A 22,449-nucleotide genomic window follows, 5' to 3' on the forward strand; every position below is an offset into this window, starting at 1 on the left:
GATTACCCCATAGTAAACAAAAGAATTAACAGGTATATGATGTAGGTTCCCATAAGGACCACCCCGTGGACCCTGGTCAGCTTCCTCCTCCACACCCCGGCCGCCAGGATTATGCAAACCGCCATGGCCACCGGTATATCCAAAAGAAATAATTGGTATTGTCCTGCCAAACGCCCTGTTTCCGTTCTGATAAGAGGAAGCATGCCTGTGCTGGAAACCATGGTGGCCGTGGACAGCACCAGCGTAATATTGAGGACATTGGCGCCAATGATATTTCCCAGGGAAAGGGCATTCTCCTTCTTAATAATGGCCGTAATGGAGGTAACCAGCTCCGGAAGGGATGTCCCAAAGGCGATCAGTGTTAGGGAGATTACCTTTTCCGGTACTCCCATGAGCACCGCCAGAGCGCTGCCGTTGTCCACCAGCAGCCTGGCTCCTATTACGATCAATGCCGCTCCCAGTATGAATTTTGGCACCTGCATCAGCTGGAATGGTTCCTCCCCGCCTGTGTCTTCCTCCTGGCCGCCGTTCAGTTCCATGAGGTTCAGCCACACAAAACCGCCCAGCAGCGCGTACAGGACCAGGGCGCTCACCTTTCCCAGTCCATGGTTCAGCCATACCAACAGTCCGTAGACTACAATGGTGGTCAGCAGCAAAAGGCTCTTTTTTAATGCAAACAGGTCCGAATGTACGGTCTTTGTCAGGATCAGACACAAGCCCAGGATCAGTCCGGTGTTGCAGATAATGGAGCCGATGGCATTTCCAATGGCCATTTCACTGTGCCCGGTGGCTGCCGCCATGCTGGATACCAGCAGTTCCGGCAATGTGGTGGTCAGGCTGACGATGGTTGCCCCCATGATCGCCGTGGGTATCTTCATCTTCCGTGCAATGTAGAGCGCCGCATCCACAAAGACATCCCCGCCCTTTATAATCATCACAAATCCTGCCACAAAACCGGCAATGATCCACAGACCGCCCATTACCATCCTCCCTGTACTTTCATCTTCATATTATGCTTCTTCTTTACTGGACCGTATCATCCTGGATCCCATTGTATAATTCTTTGGTGGATTCCCTGGGGATGATCCTGGCCTTCAGCACTTTATTTTCCTCCACTGTCTCTCCCCCCAGCACCTTTAGAAGCATCTTCACCGCCTCCCCTGATAGTTCGTTGACACAGCTGTCAATGGAGGTCAGCTCCGGCACACAGTAATTGCCTAACTCCGAATTACTGTATCCAATCACCTGAATCTGATCCGGAACCCGGAGCCCGCGCCTCCGCAGATACCTCAGCACCCTGACGGCAAGGCTGTCACCCGAGGTCATGACCGCTCCGATCTTTGACAGATCCTCCGGATTCTTCATCAGCTTGTCCAAAACCTGGTCCACACGGTCCAGCGGACAGAGCGTAATGGAATTTTCAAAAACAGGCTGATCGCTCTCGATCATGGCTGTCAGGAATCCGTTGATCTTACACTTGTTGCTGTAGGATTCCCGGTTGTAGAGATAAATGGTGCGCTTTCCGTTCATTCCGGTGCTAAACAGCCGCTTAGCCGCCCGGTAAGCCGCTTCCTGGTCATCACAGTAAGCACTGTATATATTGGGCGCGTCCAGTGTTCCATTGATCCAGATAATGGGGACCTGCCCGGCGGCTTCAATGATGTACTTGTTATCATCTGCATCCACCTCATTGAAACTGGAACCTATGAGCACGATCCCGTCCACCCGTTTCTGAAGCAGAAGGCTCATTCCCTTTTTCTTATCCTCCAGCTCGTATCCTGTACAGTTTAACAGGGATGAATAGTTATACCGGCTCAATTCCCTTTGTACATTAAAGATTGCCCTGGTTATGTAGACGTCCATGGTATCCGGGCACATGATACCAACCGTCTTTGTGGAGTCCCGTTTCAAACTCTGGGCAAATACATTCGGCGTATAATTTGTCCTCCGCATCACATCAAGTACCTTTTCCCTGGTATGATCCGATACATGAGAGCTTCCATTTAAAACCCTTGAGACCGTTGCCGTGGACACATTCGCCAATCTGGATATCTCTTGGATATTTAACCGTTCATTTACACTCTGCTTTTCTTTCATTCCTTCTCCTTATGTAATCAATTTCATAAAGCGATTGTATTACATATTCGCCAAAAACACAATAGTATTTTTGCATTTTTGTCACTATATACACATATATCTTTTTATTTTTGTGCATTTTATTCGTCATTTTGTCTTTTTTATCATCCAATCCCTCCCCCTCCTGTTTTTTATGTAACCGATAACAACAAGGAAATCAAAAATCCAGGCCGGAATCTGGAATATCTGGCCGATATCAGATTTTTATCCTCTAAATTCAGGCAGTTTCTTAAATAACCGGCTCATTACTTCCAATATTTAACTTTTCAAATGCATCGGTCATGTTATCGATTACAATCAAGTGTGGCAAAGGGCCATAACGAACAGGTATAACAAGAAGACATGGGATGGGACCGGTCTTTCCTATATGCAAAAACCGGCCCCCTGAATTTCTCCAGGTTTCCGGTTTTTCATTTCCTTTTACACGCTTGTGTGATCCACAGATCCTTTGCTTAAAAACTGTCTCTCATATTCCTCCACCGACATGGGTTTCCCATACAGGTATCCCTGACCGATCATACACCTGCACTTCTTCAGGTATGCTGCCTGCAGTTCCTCCTCTATGCCCTCTGCAATGGTCTGTATCTTCATGTCATGACACATGGAGATGATATGCTTTACGATCTGTCCGCTCACCCGGTCCCTGTCGATCTTGTCCACCAGGCTTTTATCCAGCTTCAGGACATCAAATTCCACATCCGACAGGATATCCATATTGCTGTATTTAGTGCCGAAATCATCCAGGGAAATACGGTATCCTCTTTTCTTTAACTCCGCCAGGGCCCTGTAAACCATATCGCGCCCAAGCTCCCCGATGCTCTCCGTCACTTCCACTTCCAGCATTCCCGGTTCCACATCATATTTTTTTGCAATGGAGCTTACACTTGATACAATATCCGCATTGAGAAGGGTCATGCGCGAAAAATTAAAGGAGAGGATCTGTTCCCTGTACCCCAAAGATTTCCAGTTTTCCAACAGACGGCAACATTCCTCAAACACAAACAGGTCCACGTAGCTGATCAGATTCTGCCGTTCAAGGATCTGGATAAACCTGGATGGCATGATCATGCCCCTGTCCGGGTGGAAGTAACGCACCAGGGCCTCCGCCCCTGCACAGGTGCCGGTCTTAAGGTAGAGTTTCGGCTGAAGAACTACCTTAAACTCTCCTCGGTCAATGCTGTGCAGCAGCTTCTTGATCAGCTCCAACCGCCCATTTCCTGAAAGATCAGGCTTTGTCTCATAATACCGCTGCTTGTCAATACGCATCAGTTCCCCTGCCTGTTTAACCGCCCAGTCCAGATTCTTCTGCCTGTCATCCCACACCCTTCCCGCGGATATAGACAAATTCGGCCTTGCATTCAGCTCACCTATCAGACCCCCGAACCTGTGCTCAAACTCGGCCCTGGATACATTTTCCATGATAATATCAAACTCATTGCTGTTCAGCCGGAATACGATACAATCTTTGAATCTCTTCTCAATGATTTGGGCCGTCAGCCGTATCAGTTCATCTCCCGCCTCGGTCCCCATGGTGTCGTTGACGGATTTAAGGTCATTGATATCCACCATGATGACGCCTATGGAAACCACCTCATCCGCCTTATACGTCCTTCGGTACCCGTCATAGCTGCTCCTGTTAAGAAGTCCGGTCAGGGAATCATAGTAAATGCTGTGCTCCAGCTGCCTGGCATCCTGCCTCCGGCTGATCTCCTGGGCAATAAAATAGATCAGCATATTGATCAGTTCCAGGGAATGCCGGCTTCTGCACCCCATCATCACGATGTATCCCAGCTCACCCTTTTTGCTCACAACGGGGAATACCGTCATATTGTTGATCTGCTCCCTCTCCATGTCCTGATAAAGTTCAAAGGATTCCGGCAGGATATCATGGGACTCTTCTATGCTTCTGACCCCGCCCTGATGGTGCTGGTCCAGCCATCCTTCCAGATGGCATTCCAGATCCCGGCTGGCCGGCGGCAGATCAGGTTCATCTCTCCTGCAGGCACACTCATAGCCAAAGCCATTGTCCTTTTGAAGGAATATCTGGATATGGACTGCTTCATAGTGGTCCGCCAGCACATCCATAAGGCGGCGCAGGGATTCTTCCATGGTTTTGGCTTCCACCATGGCGTAAATACAGCTGATCACCGTATTGGCCACATCCGCCCCTGAACCGCCGCTTCCGTCACTCATTCCCCGGAAATAGCCATCCGCCTTATCTGACCGCTCCATCCCAATGGACAGGACGGCAGGCTTTCCTTTCCATTCCGCCAAGCGTGTCTTCACCAGCCGCTTTACACCGCGCACCGAATCCGGATTCTCCCAAAGGGAAAAGTGATCCCAAGCCCAGTTAAAGCCGTTGCAGAACGCGCAGGGGCTGCTGCTGCCACAGAACAGTTCATAACATTTGCGGTTCCTGCACTCCTCCCCGTTCCTGCCGACCATGGTGTAGTATGCCTGGTTTGCCGCAAGAAGCTCATACGTATCCGGATCAATGAGGCAGGCAGGATCTCCCTCAGACGACAGCAGACGCTCAAATTCACCGGACGATTCCGCCCTTTTCTCCCCGGCGTCCCCAGGTTCCCCCGCTGCTTCACTCCCCGCCCCATCCATATCCCACAGGCAGAACAGGCCGCCCACATGCCCATTATCCGGGCTCAGGTACAAATACCCTTCCATTCGGACAAGCCCCATCCTGCCGCCATCAGACATGCGCATATAAGGCAGGGAAATCCGGTCCCTGCCGGTTTCAAACCCTTCCACCAGCGTCTCCCTGCAAAAGGCCCTTTGCAAAGCTTCCCTTTCCTCAGGCTTTACAGCCTTCTTCGTCAACTGCTCCGTCAGGAGGGTGTAGCGGCACTCTTCCCCGCAGCCGGATAAGCACTTCCAGATTCCGTGAAGCCGCTTCACCCTGTCATCCGTCAGATCCACCTCGCCGTATGCCAAAGCATCTTCAAGGATCAGCTGATTGACCCTGGCCTGCCTGATATAGGCGTTCTCCAGTTCCTTACGTCTGGTTATATCCTCAAACCGCCCCAGAACAATCTCAGGTTTTCCCTCCTCGTAGGCCAGGACCTCCATTTCCACCGCAAACCAGCTGTATTCCCCTTTCCGGTTCTTGATCTTTACCTCACAGCGGGCATGATCCCCCCCATTTCGCAGGACATGAAATGCCTGCAAAAATGTCTTGCCAAACTGCGGATGCACGATCTGTGTATCCACCCAGGACTGGGGAAAATCCTGGATCTGTTTTTCTGTTCCATATGTAATCTTATGGTCTGTATATGTCAATGCCGTGCCGCTGGTCATGTTATATTCAAATACCTCTTCCCAGCTCACATTCAGGGACCACCTCTTCATCTGGTCCAGGTTGGTCATATTCTGGTGATATCCTGTGATCAGAAGCCGTCCATCCTGAAGCTGTCTGGTCCTGCCCCCGCACCGTACCGGGATATCCCCCCATTCAGGGTGGTTCCAGGTGTACTGGACTTCACAAAGCTTGCCGGAGTGGGCAATCCGGTCCATAGCCTCATTCACATAGGAATGGTTCCCCCTGTTGATCCGTTTGTACCAGAACTCAAAACAGGCTTCCGGGGATAGGTTTTCCTTTAACCCCAGCAGCCTTGCCATGGTTTGGTCAATATAAAATTTTACGTCCCGCATATCCGGGTCCGTTACCATGTTCCACAGTCCCAGGTCCGACATATGCAGGATATCATCCACCCACTCCATATTGTGAAATACAAAGCTTTTGCTGAAGTCTCTGTCGCTCATACACTTTTCCTCAAATCGTATTGATTGTCCTTGTATCCATACTGTATTCCTGCTTTTTATTATATCATCACTTCCTGGGGTTACCACAAACTTTTTTCTTAATTTCCCGGTCAGAACATCCCGCTTTTATCCATGTCAGGCAGCACAGCCTTGCCTCTGTCCGATGGCGCGCATCCGAACATCTTCTTATAAGCCCTAAAAAAGCTGGAATAATCCCCAAATCCCGCTTTGGCTGCCGCTTCAGCTGCCGGGACCCCGGCCGCCAGCCAGCCCTGCACCATCGCCATCCGCTTATATTGGATGTATTTGGCCACCGTAGTCCCTGTGGCCCTCTTAAACACGGCCGTCAGATGGTTTTTACTCATAAAAAATGTTCCGGCCAGCCCTTCCAGGGTCAGCGGCCCGCTCAGGTGCTCATTGATATAACGTATGATCTCCCTGGCCTGCCCTTCCTGGCCCGCAGCCGTTCCCGACCCTTCCTGGTATATTGCAAAAATCCTGGTTAAAACAGACAGGACCCGTGCGCTGATTGCAATGTCCTGTAATTCTTTTCCATAGGTCCCGCACTCCTCCAGCGCATGAAAATACCACTCCATCTGAAACTGCTCCTCATAACAGCGCCATTCTGAGGAAAACGGCTTTAATAAAAGCCCGCGCTCCCTGTCCCCCAGAAGATCCTCCATAAAATGCAGGCGTATGCGGTGGTACTCCTCACAATCCAGTATCCTCAGCCCGTGAAAACAGCCCGGAGGTATTATGACAAGGCTTCCCGGCCTGGGTATATAGGTTCTTCCCTCCACCATGTATTCCACATTTCCCGTTATCATATAATAGATCTCATAGCTGCCGTGGCAGTGCATCTTATACTCCATATCCGCCTCGTTGCTGCGGGTATGGGCATAGATCACCTTGCTTGTCTTAAAACTTTCCTCCTGGTACAATTCGGCCTCCCTGTGCTTCTGACTGTGTTTCTGACTGTGTTTCTATCTGTGTTTCTGACTGTGTTTCCGGCATCCATATTTCCATTGTATCAGCTTTTGCGCGATTTGCAATATTTCTTTGGCTTATGGCAATGGTTTTTGCAATATAAATATCATATAATATCACCTGTAAGCAAGAGAAATACAGCAAATAAATTGTTGCAAAAACCGAAAGGGCCCTCCCCCTTTCACACATTTTATCCCCCTTTATACACAATACAATATAAGAACGGCCAGGCATCCCCAGTGCCTGGCCGTTCTGTTTTGTTTTCTATGATTCTTTATGATTTTGAATGGGCGCCCCGCCCATTTTGTGGTACTCCACCTGATGTCCCGGCTGGGTCATGTCCTTCAGGTTCAGACATTGGTCCAGCTGGGCCTCTGTCATCAGCCCCTCTTCCAGCACCAGTCTCCTTACGGGAATCCCCGTTTCCATGGAGCGCTTGGCTATTTCCGCTGATTTTTTATACCCCAGCGCAGGGCACAGCGCTGTTGCAAGGGCTGCGCTGGACTCCACCAGCTTACGGCAGTGTTCCCTGTTGGCAGTGATCCCAAGAATACAGTTATCGATCAGTGTCTCCACCGCGCCCTTCATGGTATCAATGGATTCAAATATCTTATAGAAAATCACGGGCTCAAATGCATTCAGCTCCATCTGTCCGGCCTCTGCCGCCATGGTAACCGTAACATCATTTCCAATTACATTAAACGCCACCTGGGAAACCACCTCAGGGATAACAGGATTGATCTTACCGGGCATGATGGAAGAACCGTTCTGCTTGGGCGGCAGGTTGATCTCCCCAAGTCCCGCCCTTGGACCGCTGGATAACAGCCTGAGGTCATTACATATCTTGGACAGGTTCACCGCGCATATGCGCAGAACAGATGAGGTATGTACAAAACAGTCCAGGTTCTGGGTCGCGTCAAACAGGTCGTCCGCCTGGACGCAGTCCGTACCGCACACCAGGTTGATGTTGCGGATGATATGGAACAGGTACACGGGATTCACATTGATGGCTGTTCCCACCGCGGTTGCGCCAATGTTTAAATACTTCAGTTCGTCCATCTGCTCCCGTATGCGCCTGATATCCCTTCCGATCACAGCCGCATACGCCTCAAAGGACTGGCCCAGGCGGATGGGCACCGCGTCCTGAAGCTGGGTCCTGCCCATCTTTACCACATCATCAAATTCAATGGATTTCTGGTGAAGGGCTTTCTGAAGCCGATCCAGTTCATCGGTCAGGCCGGGCAGCAGGCCAAGGATGGTGAGCTTGCCCGCACAGGGTATCACATCATTGGTGGATTGCGCCATATTCACATGGTCATTGGGATGCACGATGGAGTAATCTCCTTTCTCGCCGCCAAGGATCTCGATCGCACGGTTGGCGATCACCTCGTTGGCATTCATATTGGCGGATGTACCTGCCCCGCCCTGTATGGCATCCACGATAAACTGCGGGTGGAGTTTACCTCCTATGATCTCGTCACATGCCTGGACAATGGCATTGCCCGTGCGCTCATCCAGCACATGGGCTGTCATATTGGTAAATGCAGCCGCCTTCTTGATCCTTGCCAGATTCTTAATAAACTCCGAATGAAGCGGCCTTCCTGTAATGTGGAAATTATTCTTTGCCCGCAATGACTGGACCCCGTAATATGCTTTCTGAGGCACCTCCATCAATCCTATGGAATCCGATTCCTCCCTGGTAGCCATAACTTTACCTTCCTCCTGTTATCTTGTGTGCCGGCGTCCGAACCCCCGGTCCGGCAATTTATATAATTGGAGCATATCACTTTCTGCATCAAAAGGAAATACTTTGGAGAATTATTTGTTTTATTAACTATATTAAGTTAAAACCTTATTTTAACAATATTTTTATTCATTTCTCCTAATTAAATTAAGTATCTTCAATATGTACAGGTATCAGGGTTATCAGGACAGGGCAGCATAGGGCAGACAATGATCATAATGCCAGACCCCGATACCTGCCCCGATGCCCTATTGATGTCCTGTCAATGCCCTATCAATACCCTATCATTGGACTTTAGGAAATCTACTGCTCTTTTACAAACTGTTTATCAAACTCCGCATTAAAATAATAGAAGTTCTTCTCATCCAGTTTGGATTTTATCTTTTCCAGGGCCTCCCCAAACCGCTGGAAATGGACCACCTCACGTGCCCTTAAAAACTTAAGGGGTTCACGTACTTCCGGATTTTCGATCACACGGATCAGGTTGTCATAAGTGGTCCTGGCCTTCTGCTCAGCCGCCAAATCTTCATGGAGGTCCGTGATGGCATCACCCTTGGACTGGAATTCGCAGGCATTAAAAGGTACCCCTGCCGCTGCAGTGGGCCAAAGGGCAGTTGTATGGTCTATATAGTAAGCGTCAAATCCCGCTGTCTTGGCCTGCTCTGCGGTCAGGTTCTTGGTCAGCTGATAGATGATGGCGCATATCATCTCAAGGTGGGCCAGCTCCTCTGTTCCGATATCGGTGAGAAGTCCTCCCACTTCCTTGCATGGCATGGTGTATCGCTGGGAAAGATAACGCATGGAAGCTGCAAGTTCTCCGTCAGGTCCGCCAAACTGGCTGATGATCAAAGAAGCGGTTTTGGGACAGGTCTGAGTGATGTTAACAGGAAATTGAAGTCTTTTTTCATAAGTCCACATTATACGGCACCTCCTTGATTATCCCAGGGAAGTGGTCCATCGGACCAGGTAAAATGTTTCTGGCCTGGGTATTTTGTCTTGCTTTCCGTTTTGTTATTTGTTTCAGGGCACACACAGTTTAATGTCAGAGGCTCGTACTCCTTGGCAAAGGTATCCAGAAGTTGCCTCCTCTGAGCCATGGCCTGGCTGAATGCGTCCAGGGCTTCCGGATCCAGAGGATGGGTATCCAGATACAGGTTCAGGTCATTTACCACAAAACTTACTTCATTGATCTGTTTGAGAAGCTGGCAGCGGTCAGGCATTTGTCCCACCTCCTGTTATAAAAAATGGAAGATCCAGGCCTGGGAATATGGTTCCCTGTTTCAGGGCCTTGGCTGGTTCATATGGTGTCTCCCATGGCTGCATGGGAACCGTAGCTATACCCAGCTGAAGCCCTGGTCCCGGCGCGGGAAGCTTATCCCCGCATCCGCAGGATGCAGGTGCAGGTTTGCTGCAATCGCATAAATTCATAATAACACTCCTTTCATAATGAACGTAACAACACGTGTCCTTATTATTATCTCTGGACCGCGGGTTTTTACCTTGCCAAATTTCTGTAAGATATCCCAGAATTTTTTACATGGATAAAAAATTACGATTTTATAACATAAAAAATATTGGCAAATCATTGACAGACAGTGCGTTATCTGGAGGAGGAACCTTTCTTTTTCCATATTTTCTTTTTGTTATTGTAATCGGGCTTTCCGGGGTGATCGGTGAAATGTCTTTTGGGGCTGGCCAATCAGGGCGGACCGGGGCTTATTTTCATTTTCCTGCCCAATCTGTTCCAGGCCATGCCGGGAAGCAATATCCTGATCATAGTATTTTTTGTGGCCGTGCTTTTTGCCGGGATCTCTTCCATGATCAACCTGTTTGAGGCGCCCATCGCCGCCATGGAACAGCAGCTTGGCTTAAGCCGCCGGATCTCCGTATCCCTTATAGTGGCCCTGGCTTTTCTCATTGTCATTTGTATCCGGGGGATCGTGGCTGACCGGATGGATTTTGTATCCATCTATATCTGCCCCCTGGGCGCCGGTCTTGCAGGCATTATGTTCTTCTGGGTATATGGATGGGATTTTGTGCAGAGTGAGGTAAGGAAGGGGCGCAGGCGGGAACCGGGGAAATGGTTTTGCTTTATGGCCAGGTATGTGTTCTGCGGATTGACCCTGCTTGTGTTCATTCTGGGAATCGTGTTTGGCGGTATTGGGTGAACATAACATCTTGACGCCTTCTCATGAATCGTAGTATACTTCTATCTATACGAGTGACTCCCTGTCACCTGATATCTGACAGGGAGTCCTTTGTTTCATTTCCACGAAAGATGAGGTAACAAAATGGCTTCTGAATCAACGCGCCAACCGCTCCGGGGGGATTCCGGCCAGCCGCCCCGGGAGAATCCCCTTGCTTCCACTCCCATTAACACGCTTTTAGCCCGCTTTGCCATTCCAAGCATCATAGCCATGCTGGTCAGCGCGCTTTACAACATAGTGGACCAGTTTTTTATTGGCCGCAGTGTGGGCATGCTGGGCAATGCAGCCACCAATGTGGCATTTCCCCTTACCATCACCTGCACGGCCGTATCACTGATGTGCGGGATCGGCGGCTCCGCCAATTTTAACCTGTCCATGGGGCGGGGGGACCGGGAGGAGGCTGAGCGGTATGCTGGCAACGCGGTCTTCATGCTTTTTGCCATCGGTATCATCCTGTGTCTGGCCGTCCGATTGTTCCTGAGCCCCATGATGGTCCTGTTCGGCGCCACACCGGACGTGCTGGACTATTCCCTTACCTATACAGGGATCACATCCCTTGGTTTTCCCTTCCTGATCCTGTCCACAGGCGGCTCCAATCTCATCCGGGCGGACGGAAGCCCCAGGTACTCTATGATGTGTACCCTGACCGGCGCTGTGATCAACACCATACTGGATCCCCTGTTTATATTTGGATTCAACATGGGAATGGCCGGAGCCGCTTTGGCAACCATCATAGGCCAGTTTGTATCCGGTCTCATGGTGATCGGTTACCTGACCCGGTTTAAGACAGTGCACCTGTCCCTGCACTCCCTTAAGCCCATACCATCCCATTTAAAAGCCATTGCCGCCTTGGGCATGGCCCCCTTCTTTAACCAGATGGCCATGATGGTGGTACAAATCGTGATGAACAATGTCCTGCGCCATTACGGAGCACAGTCCCATTATGGCAGCGAGATCCCCCTGGCCTGTGCAGGCATTATTACCAAAGTAAACATGATCTTCTTTTCCCTGGTCATCGGTCTGTCCCAGGGTCTTCAGCCCATTGTCAGCTTTAACTACGGGGCAAAAAAATACAGCCGTGTGCGTGAAGCCTACCTAAAGGCAGTCTGCATCGCCACAGCCATATCCGTATTTGCATTTTTGTGCTTCCAGCTGATCCCCCGCCAGATCATAAGCATATTTGGTTCGGGAAGCGAGGAATACTTTTACTTTGCGGAGGAGTACTTCCGTATCTTCCTGTTTTTTACATTTATAAACGGGCTTCAGCCCATTACAGCCAACTTTTTTACATCCATCGGCAAGGCGGCCAAAGGCATCTTCATCTCCCTGACCAGACAGATCATCTTCCTTCTGCCCCTGATCGTCACCCTTCCCATGATCTTCGGGATCGAGGGCGTCATGTTCTCTGCCCCTGTGGCGGATCTGATGGCCGCTGTATTAGCGGTTACATTCGTGGTGCGGGAACTGAGGCATATGAAACATCTTCCTGAGTAAATTCAAGGGACGTGCATGGGCGCGTCCCTTGGGCTTTTATGGGGGCTTTACCCTATGGTCAGCTGATATAGTTGGCAAATGCCTCACATGCCTTGGTATCATTTTCCATGACAAATGACAGTGTCAGTTTCTTGCTGCCTTCGATCATGACCATCACGAGATTCTTATCCTCGATCAGATCCTCTGCCATGGTCCTCATAAGGATTGTCACGCATCCGCTGGTGGAGATCAATTCCTTCATAGTCTCCAGGCGGATATCCATATTATATTCCTTAGGGACAAACCCCTCATCGATACAGAATTTGAGAAGCTGTTTATACAGCCTTTCATCCCCTTTCATAAGCACAAACTGTTCTGCCTTAAGTTCAGAAAGCTGTATGCTGTCGCGCAGGGCAAGGTGATGGTTCTTATTCATCACTGCTACCAGATAATCCTCCCGTATGGGCAGGATCTTCCTATACTCCCATTCCACCAGTTCTTTATAAGTAAAACCCGCATCCAGTTTTCCGGTACGGATCATTTCTTCCAGTTCATTGGACCGGTACTCATCCATGCTGATCTTTATATTGGGCTGTATGGTGCCGAATTCCTTTATGATCTGAAGGATGTCATACTGTTTTGTAAAATACAGGCTTCCCAGCTGAAGGCTTGCATTTTCACTGATGGAATATTCCTGAAGCCGGCCGATCATTTTCTCATACTCGCCATACATAAAAACAATATAAGGGTATAATACCTCCCCGGCTCCGGTCAGCTTTACCCCTTTTTTATCCTTATCAAATATCTTGATGAACAGCTCATCCTCCATGGCTTTTATCTGCTTAAACAAGGTGGACTGCATCATTCCCAATTTATCCGCTGCCTCTGAATACCTCTTTGTCTCACATATTGTCAAAAAACATCTCATCTGCGTTACTGTCATAATTAACCCCTTAATATCAAACCAATGCTATTCCCATCTGTTGAGTATATCACAGCTGATACCAACATGTAAAACAATAAGCCGGCATTCCTTATTTAAGAATGTCAGCTTATTGCCATATACTTTGCCATTAACTTTGCCATTTACCTGAGAGCAGTTTTACTGCTCAAACATGTTTAATGTGTACCGTATAGGATCGCTCCCTGTTTTAACAGCAGGTCCTGAAGCTCGTTAACGGATTCCTCCAGCTGTCTGGGGGTGATCCCCTTCCCGGCACAGATGGCAGCGGCGCAGCCTGCGGCCTGTCCGGTCACCATGGTCTGCTGCAGGAAACGGTTATGGGAAGGTCTGTCCGTGGAAATGGCCTTTCCTGCTACCAGAATGTTCTCCAGTCCCTTGACCACCAGCGTCCTGTAGGGGATATCATTGGAACCGCCATCCTTTGGATGCCTTGCCACGGACGCAACGGTCAGTGTTCCGTTAGTGGTGTTCTCATCCGTGGGAAGCACATGCTTGGGCCCGGTGGGGAAGGAGCTCTTTCCGATTACATCCTCAAACTTCCTGGCCTCAGCCACATCCTCTGCGGTCAGGATATAGTCCCCGACCACCCTTCTGGTCTCCCTGATCCTGGCCTCAGGGCATACTCTGGTGATGTACATGGACTCAAAGCCCGGAACGTACTTTCGGAAAAATTTATATGCGATTTCATTCTGTTCCCTTGCCTCGATCTCCACCCTTGTAAGATCCCTTACATCGGTACAGTCCACATGCCCCACCTGGGAGGAGTGCTGGAAATGGGCCTGGATGCGTCCGCCTTCCCTTGGCATGATAAAGAATCCCACACCGCTGTAATTATGCCACTCCCCCACCTTCATTGCTTTTTCATGCAGGCATACAAAGCCCATGATCTCGCCCACATCTTCGATGGTCTTTACATTTTTCCGGATCTCGTCCCGGATCTCATCCTCGTTCATATTAATATAGGGATCATAGATATGGTTAAAATCAAACTCCTCCAGATGGTTCATAAAGTATTCCATAAACCGGTCCCAGTCCACCCCATCGCAGGTAAATGCAACCGTGGCCGGTTCCAGGAGGTCTTTTGGCAGAATGTCTGTCTGGGCGCCGGCCATATAGCAGACCTCTCCCTCCCCCGTGCAGTCAATGACCACCTTCCCAAGCACCATGGACCTGCCGCCCGGGTGTTCGCAGATGACCCCCTTGACCTCATCACCTTCCCGGACCACTTCCGTAACCAGGGAGTGGAGCATAAACTCACATCCGGCCTCGGTGAGAAGCTGATAAATGTACATGCCAAACCAATCCGGATCTATGTAGTTAAACTGGTAAGCGGCTCTCCACTTCTGATGGTGCTCCGCCATGGCATGTCCGTCCTCCAGCATCATGTCGTAAATCTCCTTGGAGATTCCGCCCACGATCTGTTCATGCCTTGCATTATATAACCAGGCAAAGGAAAATCCTGGCGGTCCGGAATAATTCATCTGGCCTCCCAATTGGCCCACACGCTCTATGATAAGGGTCTTTGCACCGGCCCTGGCCGCCGCAATGGCTGCTGATACCCCGGAGGTCCCTCCTCCGCATACAATTACATCATATTCGCCGTAATATCCTAACATCTCTCCACCTCCTGATTAATGTGTTCCGTATAATATAGCGCCCTGTGAGATCAAGATCTCCTGAAGTTCGCTTACATTCTCCTCCAGCTGCCTTGGGGTGATCCCGTCCCGGGCACAGAGCGCCGCCGCCACACCGGCCGCCTGACCTGTGACAATGGTCTGCTGCAGGAATCTTTGATGGGATGCCCGGTCCGCTGACACGGCCTTGCCTGCCACAAGGATATTTTCCAATCCTTTTACCACCAGTACCCTGTAAGGAATATCATTGGATCCCATATCCTTGGGAACAGCCATGTGCTCCAGGGCAAGGGCCCGGCCGTTCACTGCGTGTTTTGCCCCTGTGGGGAAGGCGCTCTTTCCGATCACGTCATCAAACTTTCTGGCATCCCTGATATCTTCAAACTTCAGCACATAATCCCCCATCACACGCCTCGTTTCCCTGATCCTGGCTTCCGGACATGTCCTGGTAATGTATGCATTCTCAAACCCGGGCACGTACTTCTTAAAGAACCGCCATGCCATCATATTCTGCCTGCGGCACTCCACTTCTACCTGGGTGATCCCTCTTACCTGGGAGCAATCGCACAGATCCTCCTGGGATGAATGCTGGAAATGGGCCAGTATCCGGCCTTCCTTAGGCATAAGGAAAAAGCCTACCCCTGATTTATTGTGCCACTCTCCAGTCCATGTGGCCCTCTTTTTGAATCCCAGGTATCCCATCACCTCGCCGATCTCCAGAATATCGTCAATTTCCATGACTCTCTGTCTTATTTTTTCATCTGTCCATTTGCTGTAAGGATTGTAGATCTGATTAAAGATAAAGTCATCGATGTGTTCATGGATATATGTTACTACTTTGTCCCAGTCCACGCCGTCAGCCGTAAATGCGACCGTGGATGGCTCCAGGATCTGTATGGGTGCGGTCTCGCATTCCGCTCCTGCCTGATAACACACCTCACCCTCTCCGGTACAGTCTATGACTACTTTGGCCAGCACCGCCGATCTGCCGCCCGGATGTTCACATATCACGCCCTTTACCACATCCCCTTCCCGGATCACCTCTGTCACCAGCGAATGGAGCATTAGTTCCACGCCCTCTTCCCTGCAGATCTTGTATACCAAAAGCCCCCACCAGTCGGGATCCACATAGGAAAATGTGTAATGGCTTCTGTGCTCAACCAGCATATGGGGCAATGCATGTCCCTCATCCAGCAACCGTTTGTGAGTTTCCTCCGCAAATCCAGCAATGATCTGTTCCTGTCTTCCGTTAAACAAGTGGGCAAAGGAGAATCCCGGAGGGCCGGAAAAATTCATCTGTCCGCCTAACTGCCCCACCCTCTCGATCAAGAGGGTCTTTGCCCCGGTTCTTGCTGAAGCAACCGCAGCCGTCACACCGGAGGTCCCTCCTCCGCACACAACAACATCATAATTACCATATAGTCCTAACACTTCTCTATTCCTCCTCTCTCATTATCCTCTCATCAATCCTGCAGATCTTCATTACACTGTATCAATATCTTAAGGCACTTCCCTCCTGCGTGCTCATCAAAAGCCTCAGGCCCACGGCTCAGCGGATACACCTCCCGGATAAATTCATCCAGGTCCAGTTCCTTCAGCATCTGCACGGCTCTTGGAAAACTGTATGGAGAAAGAAAACATCCTGTAAAGGTCAATTCTTTTTCAAAAAATGTCCGGTAAAGGTTGACCGGCATCTCAAAATCATCGGGATACATGGAGCCGTACTCTACTAATCCTCCCTTTGCCGCGATCTGGGGCAGCAAACCTACTGCTCTGGCAGAACCGGAGCAGTCGATCACCACATCAAACCCCAGTCCCCGGGTGATCTCCATTGACCGGCCCACCACATCCTCAGATGACGGATCTATGGTGAATTCCGCTCCGTACCTGGCAGCCGTCCCGCGCCTTTCCAGCACAGGTTCTATCATGGTAAGGGAAGTTGCCCCAAAACGCTTCACGCACTGCAGTACCAGCTGTCCAATGGGACCTCCCCCACACACGGCCACTCTCTGGCCTATTTTTATACATGCCTTGTCAACCATTCTCACCGCAATGGAAACAGGCTCTAAAAGGCATCCCTTTTTCAGCCCCACCTCCGGCGGAAGCTTATGTACCATGGACTCGTGCCATACTACATACTCGGACATCCCGGGACTTTTGTAACGCTTAATATTAGGGCAAAACTGCTGCTGTCCGTTCTGGCAGTAGTAACAGGTTCCGCAAAAGGCGGATGGATTTCCTCCAATCCTGTCCCCTACCTTAAGTCCGCTCTTTCCAGCCTGGGAGCCAAGTTCCACGACCACGCCCGATACCTCATGCCCCAGTCCCCTGGGGCCTGTTATGGGGCCGAATATCCCCTCCACAATATGGGGGTCTGAACCGCAGATCGCGCAGTAAGCAACCTTGACCTTTACATCCTCCGGTCCCACGTCCCTGTCAGGAAATTCGCATACCTCCAGCTTCCCCCTGGTATGTTGGTCCTTATCTTTCAGGCTTCCCTGTTTAATGGCACATAATGTTTTCATCTGGATTCCTCTCACTTTCACTATTTAAATAGCAGGTTGGGCAATATTTCCACGATCTGAGGGAAAAACATGATCAGGGCAATAACCGCCAGCATACCCGGAATATATCTGACCGCCTCTTTCGTGACCGCCTTCACAGGCAGCTTGGCAACCCCCGAAACAACAAACAGGCATATACCAAAAGGCGGTGTTATGATTCCCACCATCAGGCTTAGTATCATCAAAACCCCAAAGTAAACCGGATCAATGCCCATACTCTTTACCACCGGCATGATGATCGGAGCCAGCAGCAGTACAGCTGCGGTTGTATCCATAAAACATCCTATAAGAAGGAAAATGATAACGCATATAAAGATAACTACGATCACACTGGAATTTTCCGCAATTCGCTGCATGGCTGAGGCTATCATCTGGGGCAGTCCCTCCCTGGTTATGATCCAGGAAAACATGCTTGCTGATGTCATAATGATAAACAGCGGCCCGCATGCCTCCGCAGTATCCTTGCATGTCTCCCACAGGTTCCTGATGGTAACTTTTTTATAGCAGATCCCCAAAAAGATGGAATACCACACAGCGATCACAGCAGCTTCCGTGGTGGTACAGATTCCTGTGAGAATGCTTCCCAATATAATGATAAATGTGAGAAGGGCGGGAAATGCCTTGGGTATGGTCATGAGAGCCTGCCTTGCAGGGATGGGTGAACACGGCATTGCCTTTCCCTTTTTGGTAAAATGAGCGATCAGAAATACCTGAAAGCACAAAGCGCTGCACAACAGCACGCCCGGGATCACTCCTCCAAAAAACATGCTGGCTACCGAAATCTGGGAAATAGCCCCCAAAAGTACCATGGCCGCGCTGGGCGGTATGATCGGCCCTATAATGGATGATGCGGCTGTCACACCGGCTGAAAAGGCGGGATCGTAACCGGCCTGTTTCATCATCTTCATTTCTACCAGGCCCAGTCCGCCTGCATCTGCAATAGCGGAACCCGACATGGATGCAAACATGGCCGATGCCACACAGTTTGCATATGCCATCCCTCCCCTGAAACGCCCTACCAGGGCAAGGGAAAGATTAAACAGACGGTCCGTAACACCGCATGTGTTCATCAAACGCCCTACCAGCATGAACCCGGGAAGGCACAGAAGGGTAAATGAATTCAGATAGGCCATCATGTTCTGGGACAATATGGTAACCGGCATCTTTTCATTCATGGCCAGCCATATCAGTCCTGGAATTCCCAGTGCATACAGCACAGGAAACCCCAACAGCATCAGCACCAGAAAACTGATGATCACTACAATCATACTTGTACTCATATCTACTCCCCCTTCCCTTCCTCATTTCCGATTCCCATAAACGCATCAACCCGTTTTAGCATTTCCAGGTTTTCCTTCCTTTCCTGCTCCATACGCGCCTTTTCCTTTTCTTCCTTTCGCTGACCAAAATAATCATACCCAGGCACAAAATCATTGACCATATCCACCACGATGGCCAGGGCCATATACGCACCAAACATCAATACGGGAAGATAATACCAGTATCTGGGCAGCTTTAACGCTGCGCTGACATTGGTGAGCTTTGGCAGCAGTCGGATCACGCTGTAGGTCACAACCCCAAAAAAGATAATTTCTCCAATACGGATCATACTTCTTAAAACCTTCTGCATATTGGCGGGCAGGGAGCCGGATAAAAAATCTGCTACCACATGCTCTTTGGTCACAGTGGTCAGGGAGGCGCTCAAATAACAAAGCCATACAAGAAGCAGGCAGCATATCTCCTCAATCCATGAAATAGCATGGGAGAATATGTATCTTGAAACAATACCTACAGACACAATCATGATAATGGCAACCATAACTGCTCCTGCAATATTTTTGATCACATCATAACTGACCAGTATAAACCGGTTCAAAGCCTTTGTGAGTGATTTCATTAAATCCTCCTTTCTACGTATTCAGGGTAGAACAGGGGCCTTCCATACGGATGCCTCTCATATGGAAGGCCCTTATCGAAGAGATTGCCTTTTATTTTCCTAAGATTTCTAATATTTCGTCATACGTCCCCACCGGCCATTCACCTGCTGCCTCATACTTATCAGCCATTGCCTCCATGGGCGCCTGCAGTTTTGCCACCTCTTCGGGAGGAAGTGAAATCACTTCTATGCCGGATTCCTTCATCTTTACCACATTGGTCACAAGGGCCTCATCGGCCAGCTCTGAATAGTATTTTCCCGCTTCCAGGGCCGCTTCCACGATCAGATCTCTCTGCACATCCGTAATACTGTTGTACAGGTCATTATTCATGTACACATACATGGAATCAAAATAGGAATTAAGCTCTATGAGATACTGGGCCACCTCGTAAAATCCCATGGTGTAGGCAGCGTCCTCCGTACACCAGATCGCCTCCACGATTCCCTGCTGGAGCGCCAGCAGCGACTCGTTATAAGCAATGGGCGTTGGATTCATGCCTACCTCTGAAAATGATTCCATGGTGATGTCCACCTGGGGAACCCTGACCTTTAAGCCTTTCATGTCCTCCACTGTATGGATCTCCCGGTTGGATACCAGGGCCGTGCCATTCCTGTACCAGTTGTTTGCAATGACTTTAATATTGTTCAGTTCACAGAACTTGTCCTTCCATCCCTCGCAGAGCTCACTTTCATTTATTTTCCTGTAATCCTCTTTTGACGTACAGGTGAAGGTAAGACTCCCCACCTTTGCCTCAGTTACCCCGTTATTGGTCATGAAATTGGCTTCCAGGAACAGGTCAATGGACCCCTGTCCTGTCATTTCCAGCTGATCCACTGCCGCCCCCAGCTGGGAGGACGGGAATGTATTCACAACAATGGCCCCGCCGGACTTTTCCTCAATGTATTCCTTCATATAGGTCATTGCCTGGGTGGAGATATCATCCGCGGCTCCCGTGGATCCCATGGTCAGTTCCAGGGAACCGTAATCCACACCGCTGCTTCCGGTTTCATCGGTTTTTGCATCTGTTTCCACGGCGCTCTCTGCTTTTGGAGCTTTTGCAGGCGCCTCTGTCTCTTTGTTCCCTCCGCAGCCGTACAGCAGGGAAGATGATACTAACATGATCATAGCCAGCAATAAAGACCTGTTTTTCTTATACATGAGTACCTCCTTATGATTGTTTGAACTCCTCTATGCTTCTTGCAATGGTTCCGTCCGGAAGCGCAATGGGCTCGATGCATCCCTCGCTGTGCAGCGCCCATGGCAGGATGACGCCGGAATGGCCTCCCCTTCCTCCGATGGTAACTACCTCCACATCCTTTGGTGATCTGGTTACAGGCATGGGATGTTTATTCTTAAAGCTTGCAGGCCTTACCGGCACCAATCCCCTGTTCTTCACCATGGGTGTCTCATGATAGGCATATGTATGGATGTGCTCCTGAATCATTTCCTTTGTAAATCCGGCCTTTTTAAGCATCATTGCATGGTCCGGTGTAAGGCAGACGATCATGGGTCCGGGCATATATGCATTGTTGGAACCAAGGGTGGTGCAGCAGGCAGTGATGGTATCCAGCAGATCATATCCATCCAGGCTGAGAAAATCAATGATGTCATGGATGGGCTCTGCCTTCAGCACATAAACCGTGGTGGTATCCTTATCGTAGTGGTCCTCATTGATCATGTTCCACTGCGCCACATCCGGCTCTTCCGCAAAGCAGTAAGTAAATTCGGCCTGGGAAGCAATACAGTCCAGATCGCACACCCCGGGAACTGAGCGGAACACATTCATCATTACCAGATTGACCGCCCTGCCGATGGTTGCGTTCATGGGCCAGCCCGGTCCCTGGCATCCCTGTTTGCCCGATATTCCGATCTCCTGGGCAATGGGACCGGACACAAGCACCAGATTCCCTCCCGGATGGGAGGTGGTGACTGACTGGTTCAGGTTATATAAAGGACTGTTAAGGGCCTTAAATGCTGCGATCAGCACCGGCATGGATTTGGGAACACACCCGGCCATTACCGCCGCCACTGCCACATCCCTGACCATTACGGTCCGCCCGCTGGGACCGCTGGCATCGCACAGCACCGTGTCCTCTGCATAGGGACAATACTCCATCATTGCCTCGTAGCGTCTTCTGGTGGGAGGAATAATGGGAAGCCCGTCACTGATATGCATTTCGTTAAAATATGCGTTTACCTCCTCCATATATGCTCCGGGTTCGTGAGACCGCTCCTCATCTGCGTCAAGCTCCAGAGGCAGGAGGCCATTTTCTGCCGGAGCCACCTTGTCCATCTTAAAATCAATATGGGCCAGTTTTTCCAACTGGTCCCCATTGGATGTGAGGGAACTGATAATGTACTCCCATTTCAAATCCACCTGGGCCGCCACTTCCTCCACTGTACTGGCCTGATAGATGTCCACTGAACACAGGCAGAGATGGCCTGCCCTGTATACTCCCACGCCCTCGGTTATGGCGGTTCCTGGAGGCGCCGTCATGTATACGGTGGGGATTCCCAGCTTCTCAAGGGCAATGGTCACCACCGTGGTGGAGGAAGAGGTACCCATATCCCCGAATGCCACAATGGCAGCCGTGGGCTTTTCTTTGGCCAGGACCGATGCATACTCATACAGCTTTTTTGCATCCTTGCCCCTGACGGTTTCCGTGTACTCCACAAAATTGGTAATGCCCAACTCTGTAAAGTGCTCTTTAATCCGGTCAAACACCGTATAATAATTACAGAATCCCAGTTTGGTGTTATTGTAAAACAGGATCTTCCCATTTCTCAGTTCATCCAGGGTAACCCTCCTGGCCAGCTCAATCACTTCTCGTTCCTGATGTCCTCTGGGGTCAAGCAATGCATCCAATTTCATTTTTTTGATCTCCTCTCTTTTAAAACTGTACCTACATTTTCCATTCGCAATCGGCCGATTGTATAATTTTCATCATTTAACTATAGATATTTCGATATTTTTATTATATTCTAACTATATTCAATAAGCAATTCCGCTTTAAGATGTATTTTTTGCC

At 49.8% G+C, this 22,449-nt stretch carries 19 protein-coding genes and 1 pseudogene; 2 read left to right on the forward strand and 18 right to left on the reverse strand.

The annotated features are described in order from the left end of the window. Positions 1 to 2: 2 nt before the first annotated feature. From ABID13_RS25125 to ABID13_RS25170, 10 genes are all read right to left on the reverse strand, one after another. Complete coding sequence (locus ABID13_RS25125) at positions 3 to 980, reverse strand: calcium/sodium antiporter (protein ID WP_007862478.1); 978 nt, start codon at positions 978 to 980, stop codon at positions 3 to 5. Positions 981 to 1,023: 43 nt separating this feature from the next. Continuing rightward, positions 1,024 to 2,097 carry a LacI family DNA-binding transcriptional regulator gene (locus ABID13_RS25130; RefSeq protein WP_007862481.1) on the reverse strand — a complete coding sequence of 358 codons (1,074 nt, stop codon included), beginning with the start codon at positions 2,095 to 2,097 and terminating at the stop codon, positions 1,024 to 1,026. After that, complete coding sequence (locus tag ABID13_RS25135) at positions 2,072 to 2,248, reverse strand: hypothetical protein (protein ID WP_156200010.1); 177 nt, start codon at positions 2,246 to 2,248, stop codon at positions 2,072 to 2,074. The genes ABID13_RS25130 and ABID13_RS25135 overlap by 26 nt, the downstream gene beginning before the upstream one ends. Positions 2,249 to 2,556: 308 nt before the next feature. After that, the gene (locus ABID13_RS25140) at positions 2,557 to 5,910 is read right to left on the reverse strand and encodes an EAL domain-containing protein (RefSeq protein WP_045091608.1); all 3,354 of its coding nucleotides are present in this window, start codon (positions 5,908 to 5,910) and stop codon (positions 2,557 to 2,559) included. 110 nt (positions 5,911 to 6,020) lie between these two features. Continuing rightward, positions 6,021 to 6,851, reverse strand: coding sequence for a helix-turn-helix transcriptional regulator (locus ABID13_RS25145; protein ID WP_045091607.1), 831 nt, complete (start codon positions 6,849 to 6,851; stop codon positions 6,021 to 6,023). Beyond that, complete coding sequence (locus tag ABID13_RS25150) at positions 6,829 to 7,086, reverse strand: hypothetical protein (RefSeq protein WP_048929198.1); 258 nt, start codon at positions 7,084 to 7,086, stop codon at positions 6,829 to 6,831. The genes ABID13_RS25145 and ABID13_RS25150 overlap by 23 nt, the downstream gene beginning before the upstream one ends. Before the next feature lie 75 nt (positions 7,087 to 7,161). Further along, the gene (locus ABID13_RS25155; protein ID WP_007862492.1) at positions 7,162 to 8,604 is read right to left on the reverse strand and encodes an aspartate ammonia-lyase; all 1,443 of its coding nucleotides are present in this window, start codon (positions 8,602 to 8,604) and stop codon (positions 7,162 to 7,164) included. Positions 8,605 to 8,944: 340 nt separating this feature from the next. Beyond that, positions 8,945 to 9,559 carry a manganese catalase family protein gene (locus ABID13_RS25160; RefSeq protein WP_007862493.1) on the reverse strand — a complete coding sequence of 205 codons (615 nt, stop codon included), beginning with the start codon at positions 9,557 to 9,559 and terminating at the stop codon, positions 8,945 to 8,947. Beyond that, entirely contained in the window at positions 9,559 to 9,861 is a 303-nt protein-coding gene (locus ABID13_RS25165) for a spore coat protein CotJB (RefSeq protein ID WP_007862494.1), read from the reverse strand. The genes ABID13_RS25160 and ABID13_RS25165 overlap by 1 nt, the downstream gene beginning before the upstream one ends. Continuing rightward, a complete protein-coding gene (locus ABID13_RS25170) occupies positions 9,854 to 10,069 on the reverse strand; it encodes a spore coat associated protein CotJA (protein ID WP_007862498.1) in 216 nt (71 codons plus the stop codon). Before ABID13_RS25170 ends, ABID13_RS25165 begins: the two co-directional genes overlap by 8 nt. A gap of 269 nt (positions 10,070 to 10,338) precedes the next feature. Here ABID13_RS25170 and ABID13_RS25175 point away from each other — a divergent pair. Together ABID13_RS25175 and ABID13_RS25180 are read left to right on the forward strand one after the other, a co-directional pair. Next, a pseudogene (locus tag ABID13_RS25175) lies at positions 10,339 to 10,809 on the forward strand (hypothetical protein); the annotation flags it as partial. 123 nt (positions 10,810 to 10,932) lie between these two features. Further along, the gene (locus ABID13_RS25180) at positions 10,933 to 12,342 is read left to right on the forward strand and encodes an MATE family efflux transporter (protein ID WP_048929199.1); all 1,410 of its coding nucleotides are present in this window, start codon (positions 10,933 to 10,935) and stop codon (positions 12,340 to 12,342) included. Between the two features lie 58 nt (positions 12,343 to 12,400). On the opposite strand, the gene ABID13_RS25185 is transcribed toward ABID13_RS25180, so the two are convergent. The 8 genes from ABID13_RS25185 to ABID13_RS25220 form a co-directional block, all read right to left on the reverse strand. After that, positions 12,401 to 13,264 (reverse strand): LysR family transcriptional regulator, encoded by an 864-nt coding sequence (locus tag ABID13_RS25185; protein ID WP_045091604.1) that lies wholly within the window; start codon positions 13,262 to 13,264, stop codon positions 12,401 to 12,403. A 176-nt stretch (positions 13,265 to 13,440) separates the two neighbouring features. Beyond that, on the reverse strand, positions 13,441 to 14,901 hold the full coding sequence (locus ABID13_RS25190) for an FAD-dependent oxidoreductase (RefSeq protein ID WP_048929200.1): 1,461 nt from the start codon (positions 14,899 to 14,901) through the stop codon (positions 13,441 to 13,443). Positions 14,902 to 14,916: 15 nt separating this feature from the next. After that, positions 14,917 to 16,350, reverse strand: coding sequence for an FAD-dependent oxidoreductase (locus ABID13_RS25195; RefSeq protein ID WP_048929201.1), 1,434 nt, complete (start codon positions 16,348 to 16,350; stop codon positions 14,917 to 14,919). 32 nt (positions 16,351 to 16,382) lie between these two features. After that, entirely contained in the window at positions 16,383 to 17,444 is a 1,062-nt protein-coding gene (locus ABID13_RS25200) for a zinc-dependent alcohol dehydrogenase (RefSeq protein ID WP_048929202.1), read from the reverse strand. Between the two features lie 20 nt (positions 17,445 to 17,464). Further along, positions 17,465 to 18,763: a TRAP transporter large permease gene (locus tag ABID13_RS25205; protein WP_048929203.1), complete on the reverse strand. Its 1,299-nt coding sequence runs from the start codon at positions 18,761 to 18,763 to the stop codon at positions 17,465 to 17,467. 2 nt (positions 18,764 to 18,765) lie between these two features. Then, on the reverse strand, positions 18,766 to 19,380 hold the full coding sequence (locus tag ABID13_RS25210; RefSeq protein WP_045091600.1) for a TRAP transporter small permease: 615 nt from the start codon (positions 19,378 to 19,380) through the stop codon (positions 18,766 to 18,768). Between the two features lie 91 nt (positions 19,381 to 19,471). Next, the gene (locus ABID13_RS25215) at positions 19,472 to 20,578 is read right to left on the reverse strand and encodes a TRAP transporter substrate-binding protein (RefSeq protein WP_048929204.1); all 1,107 of its coding nucleotides are present in this window, start codon (positions 20,576 to 20,578) and stop codon (positions 19,472 to 19,474) included. A gap of 10 nt (positions 20,579 to 20,588) precedes the next feature. After that, entirely contained in the window at positions 20,589 to 22,292 is a 1,704-nt protein-coding gene (locus tag ABID13_RS25220; RefSeq protein ID WP_045091598.1) for a UGSC family (seleno)protein, read from the reverse strand. Positions 22,293 to 22,449 lie beyond the last annotated feature (157 nt).

Source organism: Enterocloster citroniae (assembly GCF_040545455.1).
Classification (GTDB): domain Bacteria; phylum Bacillota; class Clostridia; order Lachnospirales; family Lachnospiraceae; genus Enterocloster; species Enterocloster citroniae.